A 19172-nucleotide genomic window follows, 5' to 3' on the forward strand; every position below is an offset into this window, starting at 1 on the left:
ACACTCGCCCGTACAGGCGGGTCATCCGTCGTACCGACGCGGTACGTTTCCCTTCACCGCACCGAACAGCAGGAGGATCCGATGGCCACCCGTGACACCGGCGGACAGTCGCAGTCGGGGCGCTCGCGCCGCGAGGAGGAGGCCGGCGAGGTCGCCCCCGAGGTCAATCCTGAGGTGGCCGAGCGCCACGCGGAGATCACCGAGGACGTGGACGACCTGCTGGACGAGATCGACTCCGTGCTGGAGGAGAACGCCGAGGAGTTCGTCCGCGGGTACGTACAAAAGGGCGGACAGTAGGCCAGAGGTTCGTTTGTCCGATCCGGGTCGATGCCCGGGATAGTGTGTTTCGACTGCACCGACAGCGCGCTCCCGTACCTGAAAGGAAGAACGTGGCAGCAGGTCTCGATCCGTCCTGGCGTCTCCCCGTGGCGTTCGCCACCCCGGGCACGTCGTCCTTCACGGAGTTCCTGAACATGGCCGCCCCGGACCTGCTGCCCGGCAACCGCGCGGTGCCGCGGTCGGCCGAGAACGTGGCCCCGCACGGTACGACGATCGTGGCGATCAGCTACCGCGAGGGCGTCATCCTGGCCGGCGACCGGCGCGCGACCATGGGCAACCTGATCGCCAGCCGGGACATCGAGAAGGTCCACGCGGCGGACGCGTACTCGCTCATCGGCATCGCGGGCACCGCCGGGGTCGGCATCGAGCTGATGCGACTGTTCCAGGTGGAGCTGGAGCACTACGAGAAGATCGAGGGCGCGATGCTCTCGCTCGACGGCAAGGCCAACCGCCTGGCCACGATGATCCGCGGCAACCTCGGCGCGGCGTTGCAGGGCCTGGCGGTCATCCCGCTGTTCGCCGGCTTCGACCTCGACGCCCCGACCGGCCGGGCGCCCGGCCGGATCTTCAGCTTCGACATCGCCGGCGGCCTGTACGAGGAGACGGCCGGCTACGAGGCGATCGGCTCGGGCTCGCTGTTCGCCAAGTCCGCGCTGAAGAAGCGCTACGCGGCGGGCGCCACCCAGGCCGACGCGATCAGGATGGCGGTCGAGGCGCTCTACGACGCGGCCGACGACGACACGGCCACGGGCGGCCCGGACCTGATCCGCGGGATCTACCCGGTGGTCATGACGGCGACCGCGGAGGGCACCCACCGGCTCACCGACGACGAGACCGCGGCGGTCGCCCGGGCGGTCGTGGAGGCCCGCAACGCCCAGCCCGGCGGTTGAACCGCACCCCGCCCCGCCGCCGCCGGCGGCGCTGACCCAGTCGCGACCGGAGATTAAGGAGCACCGCCGGTATGGCCATGCAGTTCTACGCCTCACCCGAGCAGATCACGCGGGACCGCTCGGAGTACGCCCGCAAGGGCATCGCGCGGGGGCGCAGCGCGATCGTCCTGTCCTACGACGACGGCGTGCTGTTCGTCGCGGAGAACCTGTCCAAGGCACTGCACAAGGTCAGTGAGATCTACGACCGGATCGGCTTCGCAGCCGTCGGCCGGTACAACGAGTTCGAGAACCTGCGCTCGGCCGGCGTGCGGATGGCGGACATGCGCGGCTACTCCTACGACCGCCGCGACGTCACCGGCCGGGGCCTGGCCAACGCCTACGCCCAGACCCTCGGCGCGATCTTCAGCGACCAGTCCAAGCCGTTCGAGGTCGAGATCTGCGTGGCCGAGGTCGGGGCCACCGCCGACCGCGACGAGCTGTACCGGCTCACCTACGACGGCTCCGTGCAGGACGAGCCGGGCCGGATGGCGATGGGCGGCCAGGCCGAGGCGATCGGCGGGGTGCTGAAGGAGCGGCACGAGGCGGGCATGTCGCTGGAGGCGGCGCTGCACCTGGCCGTGGAGGCGCTGACCAGCGTCGGCGGCGAGAACGGCGCCCCGCGCACCCTGGCGGCCGACCAACTGGAGGTGGCGGTCCTGGACCGGCGCCGCGTCGGCCGCACGTTCCGCCGGATCACCGGCGCCGCCCTCACCGCCCTGCTGACCCCGCCGGCCGAGGGCACCCCTGCCGCCGCGCCCGACGGCCCACCGGCGGACAGCCCGGCCGCCGGCTAGTGCCGCCCGCACCCGCCATCGCCCCGGTCGTCGCGGCCGGGGCGTTCGCGTGCCGGCCGCAGCCCGCCCTGGCCGCCGGCGCGCTGCGGCTGCGGCCGTGGACCCCCGACGACGCGCCGGTGCTGGTCCGGGCCTTCGCCGACCCCGACATCGCCTTCTGGAACCTGGAGGAGCCGCTGACCCTCGCCCGGGCGCGGGAGCTCGTCGCCGGCTTCGCCGCGCGCTGGGCGCAGGAGCGCGGCGCCCACTGGCTGGTCACCGAGACGGCGACCGGCGCGGTGCTCGGCCGGGTCGGGCTGCGCTGTGTCAGCCTGGCCGAAGGGCACGCGGAGGCGGCGTACTGGACGCTGCCGGAGTCCCGGGGCCGCGGCGCCGCCCACCGGGGCCTGGCGGCGGTGGCCGGCTGGGCGCTGGCGGAGGTGGGCCTGGGGCGGGTCGACCTGCGGCACTCGGCCCGCAACCCCGCCTCGTGCCGGGTCGCCGGCCGCGCCGGCTTCACCTACGAGGGCACCCACCGCCACGCCCTGCGGCACGCCGACGGCTGGCACGACATGCACATCCACAGCCTCATCGCCCCCGACCTGGACGAGTGGGCGTTCGCGGGACGCCGGGGCGGTACATCGCCGCGCCCCAGTGACCAAACGCGTACCGGGGGCTAATGTCTCACTATGGAGCGTCGCATCTTCGGCATCGAGACCGAGTACGGGGTCACCTGCACCTACCGGGGCCAGCGTCGGCTGTCGCCGGACGAGGTGGCGCGGTACCTGTTCCGGCGGGTCGTGTCCTGGGGGCGGTCCAGTAACGTCTTCCTCCGCAACGGCGCCCGCCTCTACCTGGACGTCGGCTCCCACCCGGAGTACGCGACGCCCGAGTGCGACTCGGTGGTCGACCTCGTCGCCCACGACCGCGCCGGCGAGCGGATCCTGGAGGGCCTGCTGGTGGACGCCGAGAAGCGCCTGCACGACGAGGGCATCGCCGGCGAGATCTACCTTTTCAAGAACAACACCGACTCGGCCGGCAACTCCTACGGCTGCCACGAGAACTACCTGGTCTCCCGGCACGGCGAGTTCGGCCGGCTCGCCGACGTGCTGATCCCGTTCCTGGTCACCCGGCAGCTCATCTGCGGCGCCGGCAAGGTCCTGCAGACTCCGCGCGGCGCGGTGTTCTGCCTGTCCCAGCGGGCCGAGCACATCTGGGAGGGCGTCTCCTCGGCGACCACCCGCAGCCGCCCGATCATCAACACCCGGGACGAGCCGCACGCCGACGCCGAGCGGTACCGCCGCCTGCACGTGATCGTCGGCGACTCGAACATGAACGAGGTCACCACCCTCCTGAAGGTCGGCAGCGCCGACCTGGTGCTGCGGATGATCGAGTCCGGCGTGGTGATGAAGGACCTGACCCTGGAGAACCCGATCCGGGCGATCCGCGAGGTCTCCCACGACGTCAGCGGCCGCCGGCTGGTCCGGCTCACCTCCGGCAAGGAGGTCAGCGCGCTGGAGATCCAGCAGGAGTACCACGGCAGGGCCGCCGAGTTCGCCGAGCGCGACGGCGACCCGACGGCGAAGCGGGTGGTCGAGCTGTGGGGCCGGGTCCTGGCGGCCGTGGAGTCGGGCAACCTCGACCCGGTGGCCCGGGAGATCGACTGGGTGACGAAGCTGCGCCTGCTCGACCACTACCAGGCCAAGCACGACCTGCCCCTGGGGCACCCGCGGATCGCGCAGCTCGACCTGGCGTACCACGACCTGCGGCGCGGCCGGGGGCTGTTCGGCCTGATGGAGAAGCGCGGCAAGGTCGACCGGGTGGTCGGCGACCTGGACATCTTCGCCGCCAAGGAGACCCCGCCGCAGACGACCCGGGCGCGGCTGCGCGGCGAGTTCATCCGGCACGCGCAGGAGAAGCGCCGCGACTTCACGGTCGACTGGGTGCACCTGAAGCTGAACGACCAGGCGCAGCGCACGGTCCTGTGCAAGGACCCGTTCCGTTCCCACGACGAGCGGGTCGACCGGCTGATCGCCAGCATGTAGCGCGGGGTCAGCCGCCTGCCAGCGCGGCGGCGTGCCGCCCGGCCGCGGCGTTGGCGACGAAGTACACCAGGTCCTCGGCCAACCCGCGCCCCATGCTGCGCAGCGGTACCGGCGACGCCTCCAGGGCCGCCACCAGGCCGTCGGTCGGTACCTCGACGAGCCGGTGCCCGGCGTCGGCCAGGCCCGGCAGGGCCGCGGCCACCGCGTCGGCGACGGTGGCCGGCAGCGGCCGGGGCAGCACCAGGTCGGCGGGCCGCAGGGCCACCCGCCCGTAGGCGGTGAGGCTGTGGTGGGAGATGCCGCGGTGCCGGGCGCGGGCGTCGGCGTCGCCGAGCCGCAGCGCGCCGACCGGCCGCCCGCCCAGGACGCTGGCGGCGTTGACGGCCTCGCCGACGGCCACGCCGGAGTAGCTCCACGGCGTGCCGGTCCCCAGGTTGCCCGGCCCCTGCGCCACGACCGCGATGTCGGCCGCCAGGACGTGCCGGGCCGCCAGCAGCCCGCTGTGGACGGTCACGGCCTCCAGGTCACCGCCGAAGGACTGCCCGGTGGTGACCGTCCCCGCGAGGTGGCCGGCCAGCCCGTCCAGGGTGCGGCTGAACCAGGCCGGCAGCGCCCCGCCGTCGGTCATCACGTACGCCACCCGGGCGTGCGGGCGGTCGGCCCGGGCGCCGGCCAGGACCGCCGGCAGCGCCGAGTGCAGGTCGGCGGTCACCACCGGCATCCCGTCGAGCGAGTCGGCCCCCGCCAGGGTGGCCCGGTGCGGGGAGGCCTCCTCGTCCACGCCGAGGGTGATCGCCTGCAGGGGGGTGTAGCGGGCCTTGACGACGTGGCCGTGGTCCCGGGTGTCGGCCGCGGCGTCCGGATCGGGCGGCAGGCGGTCGGGGAGCGCCACCACCAGGGCGTAGCCGCCCGTACCCAGGCCCATCGCCTGCGCGCCGACGTTCAGCAGCACCCGGTCCCCGACGCGGGGCTCGCCGACGAGCGCGGGGTAGGCCAGCGCGGTCACGGCCCGGCCGGCGACGTCGGCCTCGTAGGTGGCGGCGCCGCGCCAGGCGCGGCCCACCGCGGTGATCGTCGCTTCCCGCCATCGCACCACGGCGTGCACGCTAGCCCACGGTGCGTGGCGCCGCGCTCCCGGCACGCCGCGCAGGTGGGTGGGTGGCCGGGCGGCGTGCGGCGCGCTGCTAGCGTCGTGTGGTGTCCCGGAGCCGCACCGAACGCCTGGTCAACTTGGTCATCTGCCTGCTCTCGACCCGCCGGTTCCTGACCGCCGCCCAGATCGCCGCCACCGTGCCCGGCTACGAGCACGATCCGCGCGACGCCCGGCAGCACGAGGCGTTCCAGCGCAAGTTCGAGCGGGACAAGGCCGAACTGCGAGACCTGGGCGTGCCGCTGGAGACCGGTACCACCAGCGTCTTCGACACCGAGCAGGGCTACCGGATCGCCCACCGCGAGTACGCGCTGCCCGAGGTGCGCCTGGAGCCCGACGAGGCGGCCGCCGTCGGCATCGCGGCCCGGCTGTGGCAGCACGCCGGACTGGCGGCCGCGGCGTCCTCGGGCCTGGCCAAGCTGCGTGCGGCCGGCATCGACGTCGACCCGGCCGCCACCGTCGGCCTGGAGCCCCTGGTCACGGTCGACCCGGCCTTCGGGCCGCTGACCGCGGCGGCGCGGGCCCGGCAGGCGGTGACGTTCGCCCACCGGGTGCCCTCCGGCGACGCCCCGACCCGGCGCCGGCTCCAGCCGTGGGGCGTCGTGTGCTGGCGCGGCCGCTGGTACGTCGTGGGCCACGACCTGGACCGGGAGGCGACGCGGTGCTTCCGGCTGTCCCGCATCGTCGGGCCCGTGCGGCCCACGGGCGGGCCGGCGGCGTTCCCGCGGCCGGAGGTCGACCTGCTCAGCCACGTCCGCCGGTGGTCCGGGGCGCCGGAGCGGTCCGGCCAGGCGCGGGTGTGGGCGCGCGCGGGCCGGGCGGCGGGGGTGCGGCGCTGGGCGGCGGCGTCCGCGCCGGGCACCGAGGGCGACGTCCTGGAGCTGCGGTACGGCGACGTCGACTCGTTCGCCGGCTACCTGGCCGGCTTCGGTGCCGACGTGCGGGTGCTGGAGCCGCCGGAGCTGCGCGAGGCGGTCATCGGCCGCCTGAAGGAGATCGTGGCGGAGGGGGCCGCGTGAACACCTCCGCCGACCGGCTGTCCCGCCTGCTGAACCTCGTCCCGTACCTGCTCGCCCGCCCCGGCATCACCCTCGGCGAGGCGTCCGGCGACCTCGGTGTCTCCGAGCGGCAGCTCCGCGAGGACCTGGAACTGCTGTGGGTGTGCGGCCTGCCCGGCTACGGTCCGGGCGACCTGATCGACATGGTCCTCGACGGCGACCGCGTCACCATCACCTACGACGCGGGCATCGACCGGCCGCTGCGGCTGACGGCAGACGAGGCGCTCGCCCTGGTGGTGGCGCTGCGGATGCTCGCCGAGACCCCGGGCGTGGCCGACCGGGACGCCATCGAACGCGCCCTGGCCAAGATCGAGTCGGCGGCCGGCGACCTGGCCGGCGCCCCGGTGGCGGTGAGCCTGCCCGGCAACGCCGACCGGGTGGCCGGGATCAGGGCCGCCGTCGAGCGGGGCCGTGCCCTGGAGCTGACGTACTACACGGCCAGCCGGGACGCCACGACGCGCCGGGTGGTCGACCCGCTGCGGGTGTTCGTGGCCGCCGGCCGCCCGTACCTGGAGGCCTGGTGCCGCCGGGCCGAGGCGGTGCGGCTGTTCCGCGTCGACCGCATCGACGCGTTCGCCGCCCTGGGCGAGCCCGCCGCCCCGCCGCCGCAGGCCGCGCCCGCCGACCTGGCCGGCGGCGTCTTCCGGGCCTCGACGGACCTGCCGCTGGTGACGCTGCGGGTGGGCCGGGCCGGCCGGTGGATCACCGAGTACTACCCCTGCGAGCGGGTGACCGACCACGGCGACGAGTGGGAGGTGGCGCTGCGGGTCACGGACCTGGCCTGGGCGCGGCGGCTGGTGCTGGGCCACGGCCCGCACGTGCGGGTGGTCGCGCCAGAGGAGCTGCGCGCGGCGGTCGCCGGGGAGGCCGCGGCGGCGCTCCAGGCGTACGGCTCGCCGGATCCGGCCGGGTAGGGTGGCCGCTATGGCGTCGGCGGTGAACCTTTGGGTGCTCTGGGGTGTCTGTGCCGTGCTGGGCCTGGTGGTCCTCGGGCTGGCCGCCTGGTCGGTGCTGCGCCGCCTGGGGCCGCTGGGCGCGGCGGTGCGGGCGCTGACGGCCAGGAGTGCGCAGGCCGAGGCCCTCCAGGCGAAGGTGGAGGCACTCATGGTCCGAGTCGCCGAGATGGAGGCCCGGGCGGCCGACGGTGGCCGTCCGGGGCCTCGACGGGGCGCCGACGCCGCGTAGGATCGAATCGTCCGGCCGAAGACCGCCGGACCCCGGAGCCGGCCGGCCTCCCGGGTGCGAGCGATGACGGCCGCTGACACGTGGCGCGGAAAGGTGTTGGCCCCATGGGTGCACTCAAGCCTTGGCACATTCTCGTCCTGGTGGCGGTGCTGGTTCTGCTGTTCGGCGCCAAGCGGCTGCCCGACGCCGCCCGCGCGCTCGGCCGGTCGCTGCGGATCATGAAGGCCGAGACGAAGGACCTGGTCGACTCGTCCAAGGACGACCTGGCCGAGAAGGCCGACGCGCAGGCGGCCCGGCAGCCGCTGCACGACGACCGTCCGGCTGACCGGCCGCCGGCGGCGCAGGGCGAGGTCATCGACCCCGTGCAGCGCACCCGCGACCGCTGACCGGCCGAATAACGAGATTTCCATGGCATTCGGCCTGCGTCGGCGCGACGCCAGCAAGTTCACGCGGGCGGCCGACGGCTCGATGACGCTCGTCGAGCACATCCGCGAACTCCGCGACCGCCTCTTCTGGGCTGCGCTGGCCATCGCAGTCGGCTTCGGCATCGGCCTCTGGACCTCCGGCAGGGTGCTGGAGTTCTTACAGGAGCCGTACTGCAACCTGCCCAGCTCCCTCGACGCTGCGGGGGTGTGCCGGTTCGTCCAGCTCGGTCCGGCCGACGTCTTCCTGCTGAAGCTGAAGGTGGCGCTCTGGGTCGGGTTGATCGTGGCAGCGCCGGTGTGGCTGTACCAGCTCTGGGCGTTCATCGCGCCCGGACTGCACCGGCACGAGCGGCGGTACGCCTACGCCTTCACCGCGATGGCGGCCCCGCTGTTCGGCGCCGGGGCGGTGCTGGCGTTCTTCGTCGTGGAGAAGGGCCTCGAGTTCCTCATGGGGCTCACCGACAGCAACATCAGCACGACCCTGGAGATGACCCGGTACGTCTCGTTCGTCACCAACCTTGTGTTGATCTTCGGGGTGGCTTTCGAGTTCCCGCTGGTGGCGGTCATGCTCAACGTGGTGGGAGTCGCCAGTGGACGCCGGCTGCTGGGCTGGTGGCGGCCGGTGGTCTTCCTGTTCTTCGTGTTCGCCGCCGTGGTCACCCCGACGCCGGACCCGTTCGGCATGACCGCCCTCGCGCTGTGCCTGTCGGTGCTCTACTTCCTCGCGGTGGGCTTCGCCCTGCTCAATGACCGGCGCCGCCGCCGCAAGGAGAAGGCGGCGCCAGAGTGGGATGACGACGAGGTGTCGCCTCTGGCGGGCACCACACCGGAGGAGATCCCGGCGTCCGAGCCCTATTCTGTGGCACCTGTACCGGCGTCCGAGTTCACGCATCGGCCGTTGCCGGTGGAGGCCCGCTATGACGAAGTAACCTGATCGTTTTGAGTGTGGTGGGATTCCTGTGCGTGGCGGCTGCGGCCGCCCCTGCGGCCGCGATGGATCGGGTTCCTGACAGTTCGATTCACGGTCCGTACTTTGTGGAATTTCGTGGACGGGGCTGCCTCCGGTTGCGATGAGAGGACTCCCGGGCTCGACGGAAATCGGATCACGCGTTTTCGCGGTTGTTCCGTGAACAAGAGTGTATGTACAGAAATCAAGAATGTGTGAATGTTGGCTTTCGGTGGATCACCAGTCGCCGGAGACCAGCCCCGTCATCCGCGGGACAGCGGCGAGTTGACGCGCGGACACCGGCGTTGCCGGCAGGACCACTGCGGTACAGCCGACCGCGGCCGCGCCCGCGTCGACCAGGCTGTCGCCGATCATGAGTGTGCGTTCAGGGTCGACGCGTAGCGCGCCGACCGCCCGGTAGAAGATTGCCGGGTCCGGCTTGAGGCGGCCGACCTCGTACGACAGGGTCCACGCGTCCACGAGGTCGGCCAGCCCCCACGCGCCCAGGTGGGGGCGGATGTCGAAGCCGATGTTGCTGACCACCCCGACCGCGATGCCCGCCGCCCGCAGCGCCCGCAGCGTGGCGCCGGTGTCCGGGTAGGGGTGCCAGCAGGCGGTGTCGAGCAGCCGGGCGTACAGCGCCTCGGGCAGTCCGTCGATGCCGCACTCGACGGTCGCGGCCAGTCCCGTGTACGCGGCCCGGTGGGCGTGCGGGTCGAGGTCCCGGTCGGCCCAGTACTCGGCCAGGTGCGGCGGGATCCGCTCGGGTACCGGGCCGCCCGCCCGGCCCGCCGTGGTGAACCGGTCGGCCAGGCCGGTCGCCCGCCCCCGGTCCAGCGTGTGGCCGCACGCGGCGGCGGCGCCGGTCACCCAGGTCACCGGGTCCTCGACCTGGGCGAGGGTGCCGTGGAAGTCGAACAGCACGGCGTCGTACGGGCGGGGGGACAGCTCGGCGGGTTCCGGCACGCCGTGCACCCTATCTAGTCGGGCGGTCCAGCAGAAAACGATCACCGCCGGCGGCCTGCGGTGATCGCCCGCCCGCACTCGGCAGGGGGTGCGGGAGCCACTACGCTGGGAGGATGACATCGCCGGCCGAGCGGTACGCAGCGGCGCGCCAACGGGCGGCGTACGACGCCGCCTTCCCGGCGCTGGCCGACTTCCTCCCCACCCGCGAGTTCGATCTGGACGACTTCCAGCGGGAGGCCTGCGAGGCGCTGGAGGGCGGCAGCGGTGTCCTGGTGTGCGCGCCGACGGGCGCCGGCAAGACCGTCGTGGGGGAGTTCGCGGTGCACCTGGCGCTGCGGCAGCGCCGCAAGTGCTTCTACACCACGCCGATCAAGGCGCTGTCCAACCAGAAGTACCACGACCTGGTGGCGCAGTGCGGCCCGACCAACGTCGGGCTGCTGACCGGCGACAACGCCGTCAACGGCGACGCGCCCGTGGTGGTGATGACCACCGAGGTGCTGCGCAACATGCTGTACGCCGGCTCCCCGGCGCTGGAGGGCCTGTCGTACGTGGTCATGGACGAGGTGCACTACCTCGCCGACCGGCTGCGCGGCGCCGTCTGGGAGGAGGTCATCATCCACCTGCCGCCATCGGTGACGGTGGTGTCGCTGTCGGCGACGGTGTCCAACGCCGAGGAGTTCGCCGACTGGCTGGTGACGGTCCGCGGCGAGACGAAGGTGATCGTCAGCGAGCACCGACCGGTGCCCCTGTGGCCGCACATGCTGGTCAACCGGCGGATGTTCGACCTGTTCCACGACGCCGACGCGGCCCGCTCGCACGAGGTGCACCCGGAGCTGCTGCGCTACAGCCGGGAGGCGCTGCGCCGCGTCGACGCGCTGCCGGCCCGCGGCCGTCCGGGGCGGGGCCGCCGCTGGCAGCCGCCGCCGCGCCCGGAGGTGGTCGACCGGCTGGACCGGGCCGACCTGCTGCCGGCGATCGTGTTCATCTTCAGCCGGGCCGGCTGCGACGCGGCCGTGCAGCAGTGCCTGGCGGCGGGGCTGCGGCTGACCACGCCCGACGAGCGCGCCGAGATCCGGGAGATCGTCGAGCGGCGCGGCCGCGACATCCCGCACGAGGACCTGGCCGCGCTGGGGTACTGGGAGTGGCGCGATGGCCTGGAGCGCGGCGTGGCCGCCCACCACGCCGGGATGCTGCCGGCGTTCAAGGAGACCGTGGAGGAGCTGTTCGTCCGCGGTCTGGTCAAGGCGGTGTTCGCGACCGAGACCCTGGCGCTGGGCATCAACATGCCCGCGCGGTGCGTGGTGCTGGAGCGGCTGGTCAAGTTCAACGGCGAGGCCCACGTGGACCTGACGCCGGGGGAGTACACGCAGCTCACCGGCCGGGCCGGACGCCGGGGGATCGACGTGGAGGGCCACGCGGTGGTCCTGTGGTCGCCGGAGGTGGACCCGCGGCACGTCGCCGGCCTGGCCTCGACCCGCACGTACCCGCTGCGGTCGAGTTTCCGCCCCTCCTACAACATGGCGGTCAACCTGGTCGGCTCGGTGGGCGCGGCCACGGCCCGGGAGCTGCTGGAGTCGTCGTTCGCGCAGTTCCAGGCCGACCGGTCGGTGGTGGGGCTGGCCCGCCAGGTGCAGCAGAACCAGGCGGCGATGGACGCCTACCACGCCGAGGCCGACTGCCACCACGGCGACTTCGCCGGGTACTTCGCGATCCGGGTGGCGATCGCCGACCGCGAGCGGGAGCTGGCCCGCGCCTCCCAGGAGCAGCGGCGGGCGGCCGCGGTCGACGCCCTGCGCGCCCTGCGGCCCGGCGACGTGGTGATGGTGCCGGCGGGTCGCCGGGCCGGCCTGGCGGTCGTCCTGGACCCGGGCACGGCGCACCTGGGGGACCCGCGGCCGATGGTCCTCACCGAGGACCGGTGGGCCGGCCGGCTCTCCAGCGCCGACTTCGTCAGCCCGGTCGCCGTGCTGGACCGGCTGCCGGTACCCAGGAATTTCCAGGCCCGCAGCCCCGCCGCCCGCCGCGACCTGGCCGCGGCGCTGCGCCGGCTGGACGTGCCGCGCCGGACGGGCCGCCGCGGCGGCCGGTCCCGGGCCGGCGACGACGAGGTCCTGGCGGGGTTGCGCGGCCAACTGCGCCGCCACCCCTGCCACGCGTGCGCCGACCGGGAGGAGCACGCCCGCTGGGCGGAGCGCCGGCACCGGCTGGACCGCGACACCCAGAGCCTGCGCGACAAGGTCGCCCACCGGACGAACTCCCTGGCCCGCACGTTCGACCGGGTGTGCGCCGTGCTCGCCGAGCGCGGCTACCTGGCCCCGGACGGGGACGGCGGCCAGGCGGTGACCGACGCCGGGCGGATGCTGTCGCGGATCTGGACCGAGACCGACCTGCTGGCCGCCGAGTGCGTGCGGGCCGGGGTGTGGGACGGGCTCCCGCCGGCCGACCTGGCCGCGGCGGTGTCGATCCTCGTCTACGAGGCCCGCCGGGAGTCCGAGGACCGCGTCTCGCTGCCCCGCGGCGCCGTCGCCGACGCGGTGGAGGCGACCCTGCGACTGTGGGGGGAGGTCCGGGCGCTGGAGGGCCGGCACGGCCTGGAGCTGACCCGCGAGCCCGACCTGGGGTTCGTCTGGCCGGTCTACCGCTGGGCGCGGGGCGAGCCGCTGGCCAAGGTCCTGGCCAGCCACCCCGACGGCGACATGCCGGCGGGCGACTTCGTCCGCTGGACCCGCCAGGTCCTCGACCTGCTCGGCCAGGTCACGGAGGCCGCGGGGGCGTCCCCGGGGCTGCGCGCGGCCGCCCGCGAGGCGATGGGCGCGGTCCGGCGGGGCGTCCTGGCGTACTCGGCGATGGGCTGACACCGCCGCCGACCCGCGCCGGCCACAGTCCGGTCAAGATCAGATATCGACCGGTCCCGCTGTACTGGTGACGCGTCTCACAGGTGAGGCCGCCCATGCGCGGGTGGTCGGGCGGAGAGGCGGCGGTACATGGAGATGTTCGAGGCGTTCGGCGCGCTGAACTGGCTGGCGGTGGTCCTGGCGGCCCTGTCCCACTTCGCGGTCGGCTACCTCTGGTACCACCAGAAGGTGTTCGGCGCCCGCTGGGCGGAACTGGCCGGTGTGGACACCGGAAGCGAGGGCACAGCTCTGGGCGTCCTGTTCGCCAGGCTCGGCGTGGTGGCGCTCGCGACCGCCGCGACCCTCGGGGCGCTGATGATCGCCACCGGCACCGGCGGGGTGGCCGGCGGGTTCGCGTTCTGCGCCGTGGTCGGGCTGGTGCTGCGCGCGGGCGCGCACGTCGTCCACAACGGCTTCGCCCGGCGGCCGGGGGCGCTGACGCTGCTCGACGGCGCCCACGACGTCCTCGCCTGCGCGGTGATGGGCGCCATCCTCGGCATCTGGACCTGAACCCCGCCGCCGCGGCCCCGGCGCCCGCGCGCCGACCGGGGCCGCCCGGGTCTCATTCGCGCCGTCAGGCCCGGGCGGTGACCAGCGCGTCGACCAGGCGGCGGGCCGGGCCGGCGATGTTCCACCGCGCCGCCAGCGCCACGAGCCGGTCGGCGTCGGCCGGCGCCGCCGGCAGGTCCGGGTCGTGCGCCGGCAGCGGCAGGTCGCGGACCACCCGCACCACCTGCGGCGCCACCGCGAGGTACCCGGTGGCGGCGATCAGCTTCGCGCGCAGGCCGGGCGCGAAGGCGGCCGCGTCGTCGTCCAGGGCGGCGAGGATGCCGGCGAGGCTGCCGTACCGGTCGATGAGCCGCGCGGCGGTCTTCTCACCCACCCCGGCCACCCCCGGCAGCCCGTCGGACGGGTCGCCGCGCAGCGCGGCGAAGTCGGCGTACGCCGCCGCCGGGACGCCGTACCGCGCGCGGACGGCCGCGTCGTCGCAGTCCTCCAGCCTGGCGACGCCGCGCCCGCAGTACAGCAGCCGGACCCCGCGCCCGTCGTCGACGAGCTGGAACAGGTCCCGGTCGCCGGAGACCACCTCGACGGGCGCCGCGGCCGCGGTGGCCAGGGTGCCGAGCACGTCGTCGGCCTCGTAGCCGGCGACGCCGAAGGCGCTGATGCCGACCGCGGCCAGCACCTCCAGCAGGACCAGCACCTGCGGGGCCAGCCCGTCGGGGACCTCCTCCCGGTCGCCGGAGGCCACCCGGTGGGTCTTGTAGGTCGGCAGCAGCGCCACCCGGAAGGCCGGCCGCCAGTCGGCGTCCAGCGCGCACACGACCCGGTCGGGGCGGCGGGTGCGGATCAGGGTGGCGAGCATGTCGCAGAACCCGCGCACGGCGTTCACCGGCTCGCCGGCGTCGGTGCGCGCGGCGGCCTCGGGAATCCCGTGGTAGGCGCGGAAGTACAGGCTGGGCGCGTCGACGGCGAGCAGCGGGCGTCGGGTCACCCGCCGATCCTAGGCGCTCGCCCGGCCGCCGCGGGTCGACCGCCGCGCCGCGCTCCCCGCCGAACCCGTGCCGCCGCTGCTGCCCGACGACAGAGTGCCGGGTCCGCCGCCTCAGTGGTGGAAGCGCGGCGGGCGGCGCTCCAGGAACGCCGTCAACCCCTCGTGGACGTCCCCGTCGGTGCGGGAGCGCCGCTCCCACGGCGCGGCGGCCGCCGCCGGATCCCGGCCCGCCTCGAACGCGCGCAGCACGTCGGCGGCCGCGCCGAGCGTCTGCGCCGAGTTCGCCGCCAGCCCCGCCGCGAACTCGCACGCCCGCGCCCGCACGTCCCGGTCGACGACCTCGTCCACCAGGCCGTACGCGTACGCCCGCGCCGCGTCGACCGCCGCCGCGCTGTACAGCAGGTACTTCGCCCGCGCCGGCCCGACGAGCTGCGCCAGCCGGACCGTCGCCGACGCCGGGTACACCACGCCCAGCCGCGCCGGCGGCACCGCGAAGTACGCGCCGGCCGCCGCGAACCGCAGGTCGCAGGCCACCGCAAGCTGCGCGCCGCCGCCCACGCACGCCCCGTCGACCGCCGCGACCGTCGGCCGCGGGAAACCCGCCAGCGCCTCCTCGGCCGCGACGTTCACCGCGTGGAACGCGTCGGCGTCGGCCGGGTGGGCGTACGTCGCCCGCAGCTCCTCGATGTCGGCCCCGGCGCAGAACGTCGCGCCCGCGCCGGTGAGCACCAGCGCCCGCACCCGCGGGTCGGCGGCCAGTTCGTCGAGCAGCTTGGGCAGCGCGGCCCACATGTCGCCGGTCAGCGCGTTGCGCCGCGCCGGCCGGTCCAGGGTCAGGACGGCGACGCCGTCGTCGCCGATGTCGGTGTGCAGCGTCGCGTCCATGGTCACATCCGCAGGTCGACGGTGGCGGGAACGGTGAGGGCGCGCAGTTGGCGGTCGTGCGCGCGGCTGAGCAGCAGCAGCGACGCGACCGCGCCGCACAGGGCCAGGAACATGTCCCACTGGGTGTCCCACACGTCGCCCTGGGTGGCCAGGAAGTCGTCGGCGGCCGCCCCGCCGATCACCGCCGACCACCACTCGACCATCTCGAAGAAGGCGCTGAACGCCAGGCAGGCGCACACCACCAGCGGCGCCAGCCACCGGCTGCCGCGCAGCGGCGAGGTCCGTACCAGCAGCTCGCGCACCAGCACGGCGGGCACGAACCCCTGCACGACGTGGCCGATCCGGTCGTACGGATTGCGGGACAGGTCGAAGACGTCCCGCAGCCAGTTCCCGACCGGCGTGCGCGCGTACGTCCAGTGGCCGCCCACGATCAGCACCAGCGCGTGCGCGGCCAGCAGCGCGCACAGCAGCGTCGTCAGCGGGAACCTCCGCCACGTCAGCAGCAGCACCGGCACCGCGACGATCACCCACACCGTTTCCAGCAGCCAGGTCAGCCGGCTGTACGGGGCGATCCCCGACACCACCAGCGCCACCACCACGACCCCGAGCAGGACGCGCGGCGCGCGCCGGCCACCGCCCGCGCCCCTGGCACGCCCGACCCGCCCGACCGTCCCCGTACCACCCATGATCACTCCAGACGCTACCCCGACCGCCCCGCTCCCGGGCCCGGCCGCCGCCGGCCACCCGGCCGCCGCCACCCCACCGCGTAAACGAGCGTTAAGGTGGCAGGGTGACCGAACGCATTCTCCCCACCGACGAGGCGCGCGACCTCCTCGACCTGGCCACCGCGCTCGCCGACGCCGAACTCGCCCCCCGGGCCGCCGACTTCGAGGCCCGCGCCGAGTTCCCCCGCGAGATCCTGCGCACCCTCGGCCGCTCCGGCCTGCTCGGCCTGCCCTACCCGGAGGCCGACGGCGGGGCCGGCCAGCCGTACGAGGTGTACCTGCAGGTGCTGGAGATCCTCGCCTCCCGCTGGCTGACGGTCGCCGAGGCGATCAGCGTGCACACCCTGGCCTGCTACCCGATCGCCACCTACGGCACGCCGGAGCAGCGCAAGCTGCTCCCCGACCTGCTGGCCGGCGACCGCCTCGGCGCGTACTGCCTCTCCGAACCCCAGGGCGGCTCCGACGCCGCGGCGCTGACCACCCGCGCCGCCCGCGACGGCGACAGCTACGTCCTGGACGGGACCAAGGCGTGGATCACCCACGCCCACCACGCCGACTTCTACCACGTCTTCGCCCGCACCGGCGGCCCCGGATCCGAGGGCATCTCCTGCCTGTTCGCCGAGGTCCCCGCCGCCGGCATCACGCCCCAGAAGCCCGAGAAGACGATGGGCCTGCGCGGCTCCCCGGTCTCCCAGATCGCGTTCGACGGCGCCCGCGTCCCCGCCTCCGCCGTCGTGGGGGAGGCGGGCATCGGCTTCCGGATCGCCATGACCGCGCTGGACTCCGGCCGCCTCGGCATCGCCGCCTGCGCCGTCGGACTGGCCCAGGCCGCCCTCGACTACGCCGTCGGGTACGCCAAGGAGCGCACCCAGTTCGGCAAGCCGATCGCCGCGTTCCAGGGCCTGGGCTTCCTGCTCGCCGACATGGCCACCCAGGTCTCCGCCGCCCGCGCCCTCACCCTGGCCGCCGCCCGCCTGCGCGACGCCGGCCGCCCCTACTCGGCGGAGGCCGCCAAGGCCAAGCTGTTCGCCACCGACGCGGCCATGAAGGTCACCACCGACGCCGTCCAGATCCTCGGCGGCGCCGGCTACGTCGCCGACCACCCCGTCGAGCGGTACTTCCGCGAGGCCAAGGTCCTCCAGATCGTCGAGGGCACCAACCAGATCCAGCGCCTCGTCATCTCCCGCCACCTGACCCGCTGACCGCGGGCGAGCCGCGGCGCGCACGCGGCCGCATCGCCGCCCCTCACTACGCACCGCCGAAGCGGCGGCCCCGGCGGTGTAGGTTTCTCCCGTGGAGGACACCGACCGGGCCATCGTCACCGCACTGACCACCGACGGACGGCTCTCGTTCACCGATCTCGCCGAACGCGTCGGCCTGTCCGTCTCGGCGGCGCACCAGCGGGTACGCCGGCTGGAGCAGCGCGGCGTCATCAAGGGCTACACGGCCACCGTCTCCTACGAGGCCATCGGGCTGCCGCTGGCGGCCTTCGTCGCCATCCGACCGCTGGACCCCTCCCAGCCCGACGACGCCCCCGACCGCCTCGCCCACCTCCCCGAGGTCGACTCCTGCTACTCGGTGGCCGGCGAGGACTTCTACCAGCTCCTCGTCCGCGTGGCCAACCCCGCCGACCTGGAGCGCCTCCTCCAGGAGATCCGCACCGCCGCGAACGTCACCACCCGCACCACCGTGGTGCTCTCCACCCCGTACGAGAGCCGCGCCCCCCGCGTCTGAGCCCACCCGGCACCGGCGCGGACCGCTAGCGCCAGTGCAGCGCCCGCCCGTGCGGGTGTGCCGACGCCACCGGCACGCCGTCCCAGGCCAGCACCATCCGCGACCACGCCTCGTCCGCGCCCCCGGGCAGCAGCGAGGGCAGGACCGCCGGCCCCTCCTGTGACACCCAGTGCCCCGGCAGCGCCCGCACCGTGCGGGCGAACTCCTCCCGCCGCCGCACCGGCTCCACATAGACCAGCGCCGCCATGTGGTATACCACCAGCGTCGCGTCCGCGGGGGCGCTCGCGGCCAGCGCCGGCACGTCGGTGAGCAGGTCGCCGCGGACCAGCCGCGGCGGGTCGGCGCGGACGGCGGCAGCGGCGCCGCGCAGCCGGGCCAGCCGGTCGGCGTGTTCGGGCCAGACCAGGGCCTCCAGCCAGCGCAGGGTGTCCTCGTCGGCGACGTCCAGCGGGTTGAGGTCGAGGCCGGCGCGCCACACCACGCGCGGCATCCGGCGCGGCAGCGGTACCGGGCCGGTGACCTCGCAGGGGATCTCGACGGCGCTGTCGGCGGGTCCGACGAGGTGGTCGCCGTACCGGTACCGGTACCGGTCGGGGTACAGGCACAGCCCGGCGGAGGCGCCGATCTCCAGCAGGGCGACGGGCCCGTCGATCCGGGCGAGCAGCGGCAGCAGGGCGGCGCAGCGGCCGACCTCGTTGGTCTGGGTGCGCCGGGCGCGCATCACGGCGGCGACGTCGTCCCAGCGGTCCACGCTGAACGCGCGGAAGGCGGCCGCGTCGCCGTCCGGCCCGCCGAGGTACCGGACAGCCCCGAAGTAGAGGTTGGGCTGCCGCTTGGCGACGGGGAGGGTGTCGAGCCGACCCAGCAGCGCGGCGTCCTTCGCGACGGCCGCGGCCAGCCTCGCGTAGCTCGGCGAGTCGGTGGACTCCTGGGTCGCGAAGCGGCGGTACCGGGCCGCGGTGTCCTGCATGTACGGGAGTCTGCCGCCCGGTACGGTCCCTGTGCAGTGACGCCCCTCTCGCGAGCCGACACCGGAAACCTATTGTCCTAGGATGCCTTAGCGGGTGTGCGCTCCGCGCCCACAAAACCCAGAAGGTGCTTCGCACCGACCAACCAGAGGTTTCGGGATGATCCCTGTCGGGAATCTCCGGGTCATCGCCGCCGCACCGTGGCGGTAGGCGCAGGACGTGACTCAGGAGGGGTTGGCCATGGGCATCACCGACCGGATGGGCGACAAGGCCGAGGAGCTGAAGGGCGCGGCCAAGGAGAAGATCGGCGAGGTGTCCGGGGACCGCAGTATGCAGGCGGAGGGCATGGCCGAGAAGGTCAAGGGCAAGACGGGCCAGGCTGTCGAGGACATCAAGGACATGGCCCGCGGCCGCGACGAATCGCGTTAGCCGTACCTAGACGCGAAGGGCGCCCACCGGTTCCGGTGGGCGCCCTTCGCGTCGGTCGGGTGTCGGTCGGGTCAGGCCGCCTCGTGGTGGGCGGCGTGCGCGGCCCACCACTGCTGGCCGGCCGGCGGCAGCGTGTCGATCGGGTCGTAGTACGCGTACTCCCGCGACGTCGCCTCCACATCAGCAGACTCAATCGACGTCCGATAATTCTTCGTCCAGTACGACA

At 74.4% G+C, this 19172-nt stretch carries 20 protein-coding genes and 1 pseudogene; 15 read left to right on the plus strand and 6 right to left on the minus strand.

Features of this window, described 5'->3' with window-relative positions; all coding sequences use genetic code 11:
* Positions 1-81: 81 nt before the first annotated feature.
* The 5 genes from IEY75_RS19445 (at position 82) to pafA (ending at position 4086) form a co-directional block, all read left to right on the plus strand.
* On the plus strand, positions 82-297 hold the full coding sequence (locus IEY75_RS19445; RefSeq protein WP_189115828.1) for a ubiquitin-like protein Pup: 216 nt from the start codon (positions 82-84) through the stop codon (positions 295-297).
* A 92-nt stretch (positions 298-389) separates the two neighbouring features.
* Positions 390-1229, plus strand: coding sequence for a proteasome subunit beta (gene prcB, locus IEY75_RS19450; RefSeq protein ID WP_189115829.1), 840 nt, complete (start codon positions 390-392; stop codon positions 1227-1229).
* Positions 1230-1300: 71 nt separating this feature from the next.
* The gene (gene prcA / locus IEY75_RS19455) at positions 1301-2062 is read left to right on the plus strand and encodes a proteasome subunit alpha (protein ID WP_189115830.1); all 762 of its coding nucleotides are present in this window, start codon (positions 1301-1303) and stop codon (positions 2060-2062) included.
* A complete protein-coding gene (locus IEY75_RS19460) occupies positions 2062-2721 on the plus strand; it encodes a GNAT family N-acetyltransferase (protein ID WP_189115831.1) in 660 nt (219 codons plus the stop codon). The genes prcA and IEY75_RS19460 overlap by 1 nt, the downstream gene beginning before the upstream one ends.
* A gap of 9 nt (positions 2722-2730) precedes the next feature.
* Positions 2731-4086, plus strand: a complete 1356-nt coding sequence (pafA, locus tag IEY75_RS19465) for a Pup--protein ligase (protein WP_189115832.1) — start codon at positions 2731-2733, stop codon at positions 4084-4086.
* A gap of 7 nt (positions 4087-4093) precedes the next feature.
* Here the strand turns inward: pafA and IEY75_RS19470 are convergent, their stop codons facing one another.
* The gene (locus tag IEY75_RS19470; RefSeq protein WP_189115833.1) at positions 4094-5182 is read right to left on the minus strand and encodes a DUF3866 family protein; all 1089 of its coding nucleotides are present in this window, start codon (positions 5180-5182) and stop codon (positions 4094-4096) included.
* Between the two features lie 101 nt (positions 5183-5283).
* On the opposite strand from IEY75_RS19470, the gene IEY75_RS19475 reads away from it, so the two are divergent.
* The 5 genes and pseudogenes from IEY75_RS19475 (at position 5284) to tatC (ending at position 8838) form a co-directional block, all read left to right on the plus strand.
* Entirely contained in the window at positions 5284-6255 is a 972-nt protein-coding gene (locus IEY75_RS19475; RefSeq protein WP_189115834.1) for a helix-turn-helix transcriptional regulator, read from the plus strand.
* Entirely contained in the window at positions 6252-7208 is a 957-nt protein-coding gene (locus IEY75_RS19480) for a helix-turn-helix transcriptional regulator (protein WP_189115835.1), read from the plus strand. The genes IEY75_RS19475 and IEY75_RS19480 overlap by 4 nt, the downstream gene beginning before the upstream one ends.
* A gap of 22 nt (positions 7209-7230) precedes the next feature.
* Entirely contained in the window at positions 7231-7479 is a 249-nt protein-coding gene (locus tag IEY75_RS19485; protein ID WP_189115836.1) for a hypothetical protein, read from the plus strand.
* Positions 7480-7583: 104 nt separating this feature from the next.
* Positions 7584-7782: pseudogene (gene tatA / locus IEY75_RS19490) on the plus strand (Sec-independent protein translocase subunit TatA); the annotation flags it as partial.
* Between the two features lie 105 nt (positions 7783-7887).
* Complete coding sequence (tatC, locus tag IEY75_RS19495; protein ID WP_189115838.1) at positions 7888-8838, plus strand: twin-arginine translocase subunit TatC; 951 nt, start codon at positions 7888-7890, stop codon at positions 8836-8838.
* A 249-nt stretch (positions 8839-9087) separates the two neighbouring features.
* Here the strand turns inward: tatC and IEY75_RS19500 are convergent, their stop codons facing one another.
* Positions 9088-9825, minus strand: coding sequence for an HAD family hydrolase (locus tag IEY75_RS19500; protein WP_373290306.1), 738 nt, complete (start codon positions 9823-9825; stop codon positions 9088-9090).
* A gap of 104 nt (positions 9826-9929) precedes the next feature.
* Between IEY75_RS19500 and IEY75_RS19505 the strand changes: the two genes are divergently transcribed.
* Positions 9930-12671: a DEAD/DEAH box helicase gene (locus IEY75_RS19505; protein ID WP_189115840.1), complete on the plus strand. Its 2742-nt coding sequence runs from the start codon at positions 9930-9932 to the stop codon at positions 12669-12671.
* Between the two features lie 129 nt (positions 12672-12800).
* Complete coding sequence (locus IEY75_RS19510) at positions 12801-13220, plus strand: DUF1761 domain-containing protein (protein ID WP_189115841.1); 420 nt, start codon at positions 12801-12803, stop codon at positions 13218-13220.
* Positions 13221-13284: 64 nt separating this feature from the next.
* Here IEY75_RS19510 and IEY75_RS19515 read toward each other — a convergent pair whose 3' ends face one another.
* From IEY75_RS19515 to IEY75_RS19525, 3 genes are all read right to left on the minus strand, one after another.
* Entirely contained in the window at positions 13285-14205 is a 921-nt protein-coding gene (locus IEY75_RS19515) for a 5'-3' exonuclease (RefSeq protein WP_229789927.1), read from the minus strand.
* A 111-nt stretch (positions 14206-14316) separates the two neighbouring features.
* A complete protein-coding gene (locus tag IEY75_RS19520; RefSeq protein WP_189115842.1) occupies positions 14317-15090 on the minus strand; it encodes an enoyl-CoA hydratase/isomerase family protein in 774 nt (257 codons plus the stop codon).
* A 2-nt stretch (positions 15091-15092) separates the two neighbouring features.
* Positions 15093-15776: a DUF2238 domain-containing protein gene (locus IEY75_RS19525; RefSeq protein ID WP_189115843.1), complete on the minus strand. Its 684-nt coding sequence runs from the start codon at positions 15774-15776 to the stop codon at positions 15093-15095.
* A gap of 104 nt (positions 15777-15880) precedes the next feature.
* Between IEY75_RS19525 and IEY75_RS19530 the strand changes: the two genes are divergently transcribed.
* Both IEY75_RS19530 and IEY75_RS19535 read left to right on the plus strand, forming a co-directional pair.
* Positions 15881-17017 (plus strand): acyl-CoA dehydrogenase family protein, encoded by a 1137-nt coding sequence (locus IEY75_RS19530; protein WP_189115844.1) that lies wholly within the window; start codon positions 15881-15883, stop codon positions 17015-17017.
* Between the two features lie 91 nt (positions 17018-17108).
* On the plus strand, positions 17109-17549 hold the full coding sequence (locus tag IEY75_RS19535) for an Lrp/AsnC family transcriptional regulator (RefSeq protein ID WP_189115845.1): 441 nt from the start codon (positions 17109-17111) through the stop codon (positions 17547-17549).
* A 25-nt stretch (positions 17550-17574) separates the two neighbouring features.
* Here IEY75_RS19535 and IEY75_RS19540 read toward each other — a convergent pair whose 3' ends face one another.
* Entirely contained in the window at positions 17575-18519 is a 945-nt protein-coding gene (locus IEY75_RS19540) for a DUF2332 domain-containing protein (protein ID WP_189115846.1), read from the minus strand.
* A gap of 217 nt (positions 18520-18736) precedes the next feature.
* Here IEY75_RS19540 and IEY75_RS19545 point away from each other — a divergent pair, with 217 nt between their 5' ends.
* Positions 18737-18946 carry a CsbD family protein gene (locus tag IEY75_RS19545; protein WP_229789928.1) on the plus strand — a complete coding sequence of 70 codons (210 nt, stop codon included), beginning with the start codon at positions 18737-18739 and terminating at the stop codon, positions 18944-18946.
* Positions 18947-19172 lie beyond the last annotated feature (226 nt).

It is taken from the genome of Pilimelia terevasa (genome assembly GCF_014647915.1).
Lineage (GTDB): Bacteria > Actinomycetota > Actinomycetes > Mycobacteriales > Micromonosporaceae > Pilimelia > Pilimelia terevasa.

Coding starts and splice junctions, on each gene's coding strand:
- IEY75_RS19445 (WP_189115828.1), top strand. CDS start 82: ATGGCCACCCGTGACACCGGCGGACAGTCGCAGTCGGGGCGCTCGCGC.
- prcA (WP_189115830.1), top strand. CDS start 1,301: ATGGCCATGCAGTTCTACGCCTCACCCGAGCAGATCACGCGGGACCGC.
- pafA (WP_189115832.1), top strand. CDS start 2,731: ATGGAGCGTCGCATCTTCGGCATCGAGACCGAGTACGGGGTCACCTGC.
- tatC (WP_189115838.1), top strand. CDS start 7,888: ATGGCATTCGGCCTGCGTCGGCGCGACGCCAGCAAGTTCACGCGGGCG.
- IEY75_RS19505 (WP_189115840.1), top strand. CDS start 9,930: ATGACATCGCCGGCCGAGCGGTACGCAGCGGCGCGCCAACGGGCGGCG.
- IEY75_RS19510 (WP_189115841.1), top strand. CDS start 12,801: ATGGAGATGTTCGAGGCGTTCGGCGCGCTGAACTGGCTGGCGGTGGTC.
- IEY75_RS19520 (WP_189115842.1), bottom strand. CDS start 15,090: ATGGACGCGACGCTGCACACCGACATCGGCGACGACGGCGTCGCCGTC.
- IEY75_RS19525 (WP_189115843.1), bottom strand. CDS start 15,776: ATGGGTGGTACGGGGACGGTCGGGCGGGTCGGGCGTGCCAGGGGCGCG.
- IEY75_RS19540 (WP_189115846.1), bottom strand. CDS start 18,519: ATGCAGGACACCGCGGCCCGGTACCGCCGCTTCGCGACCCAGGAGTCC.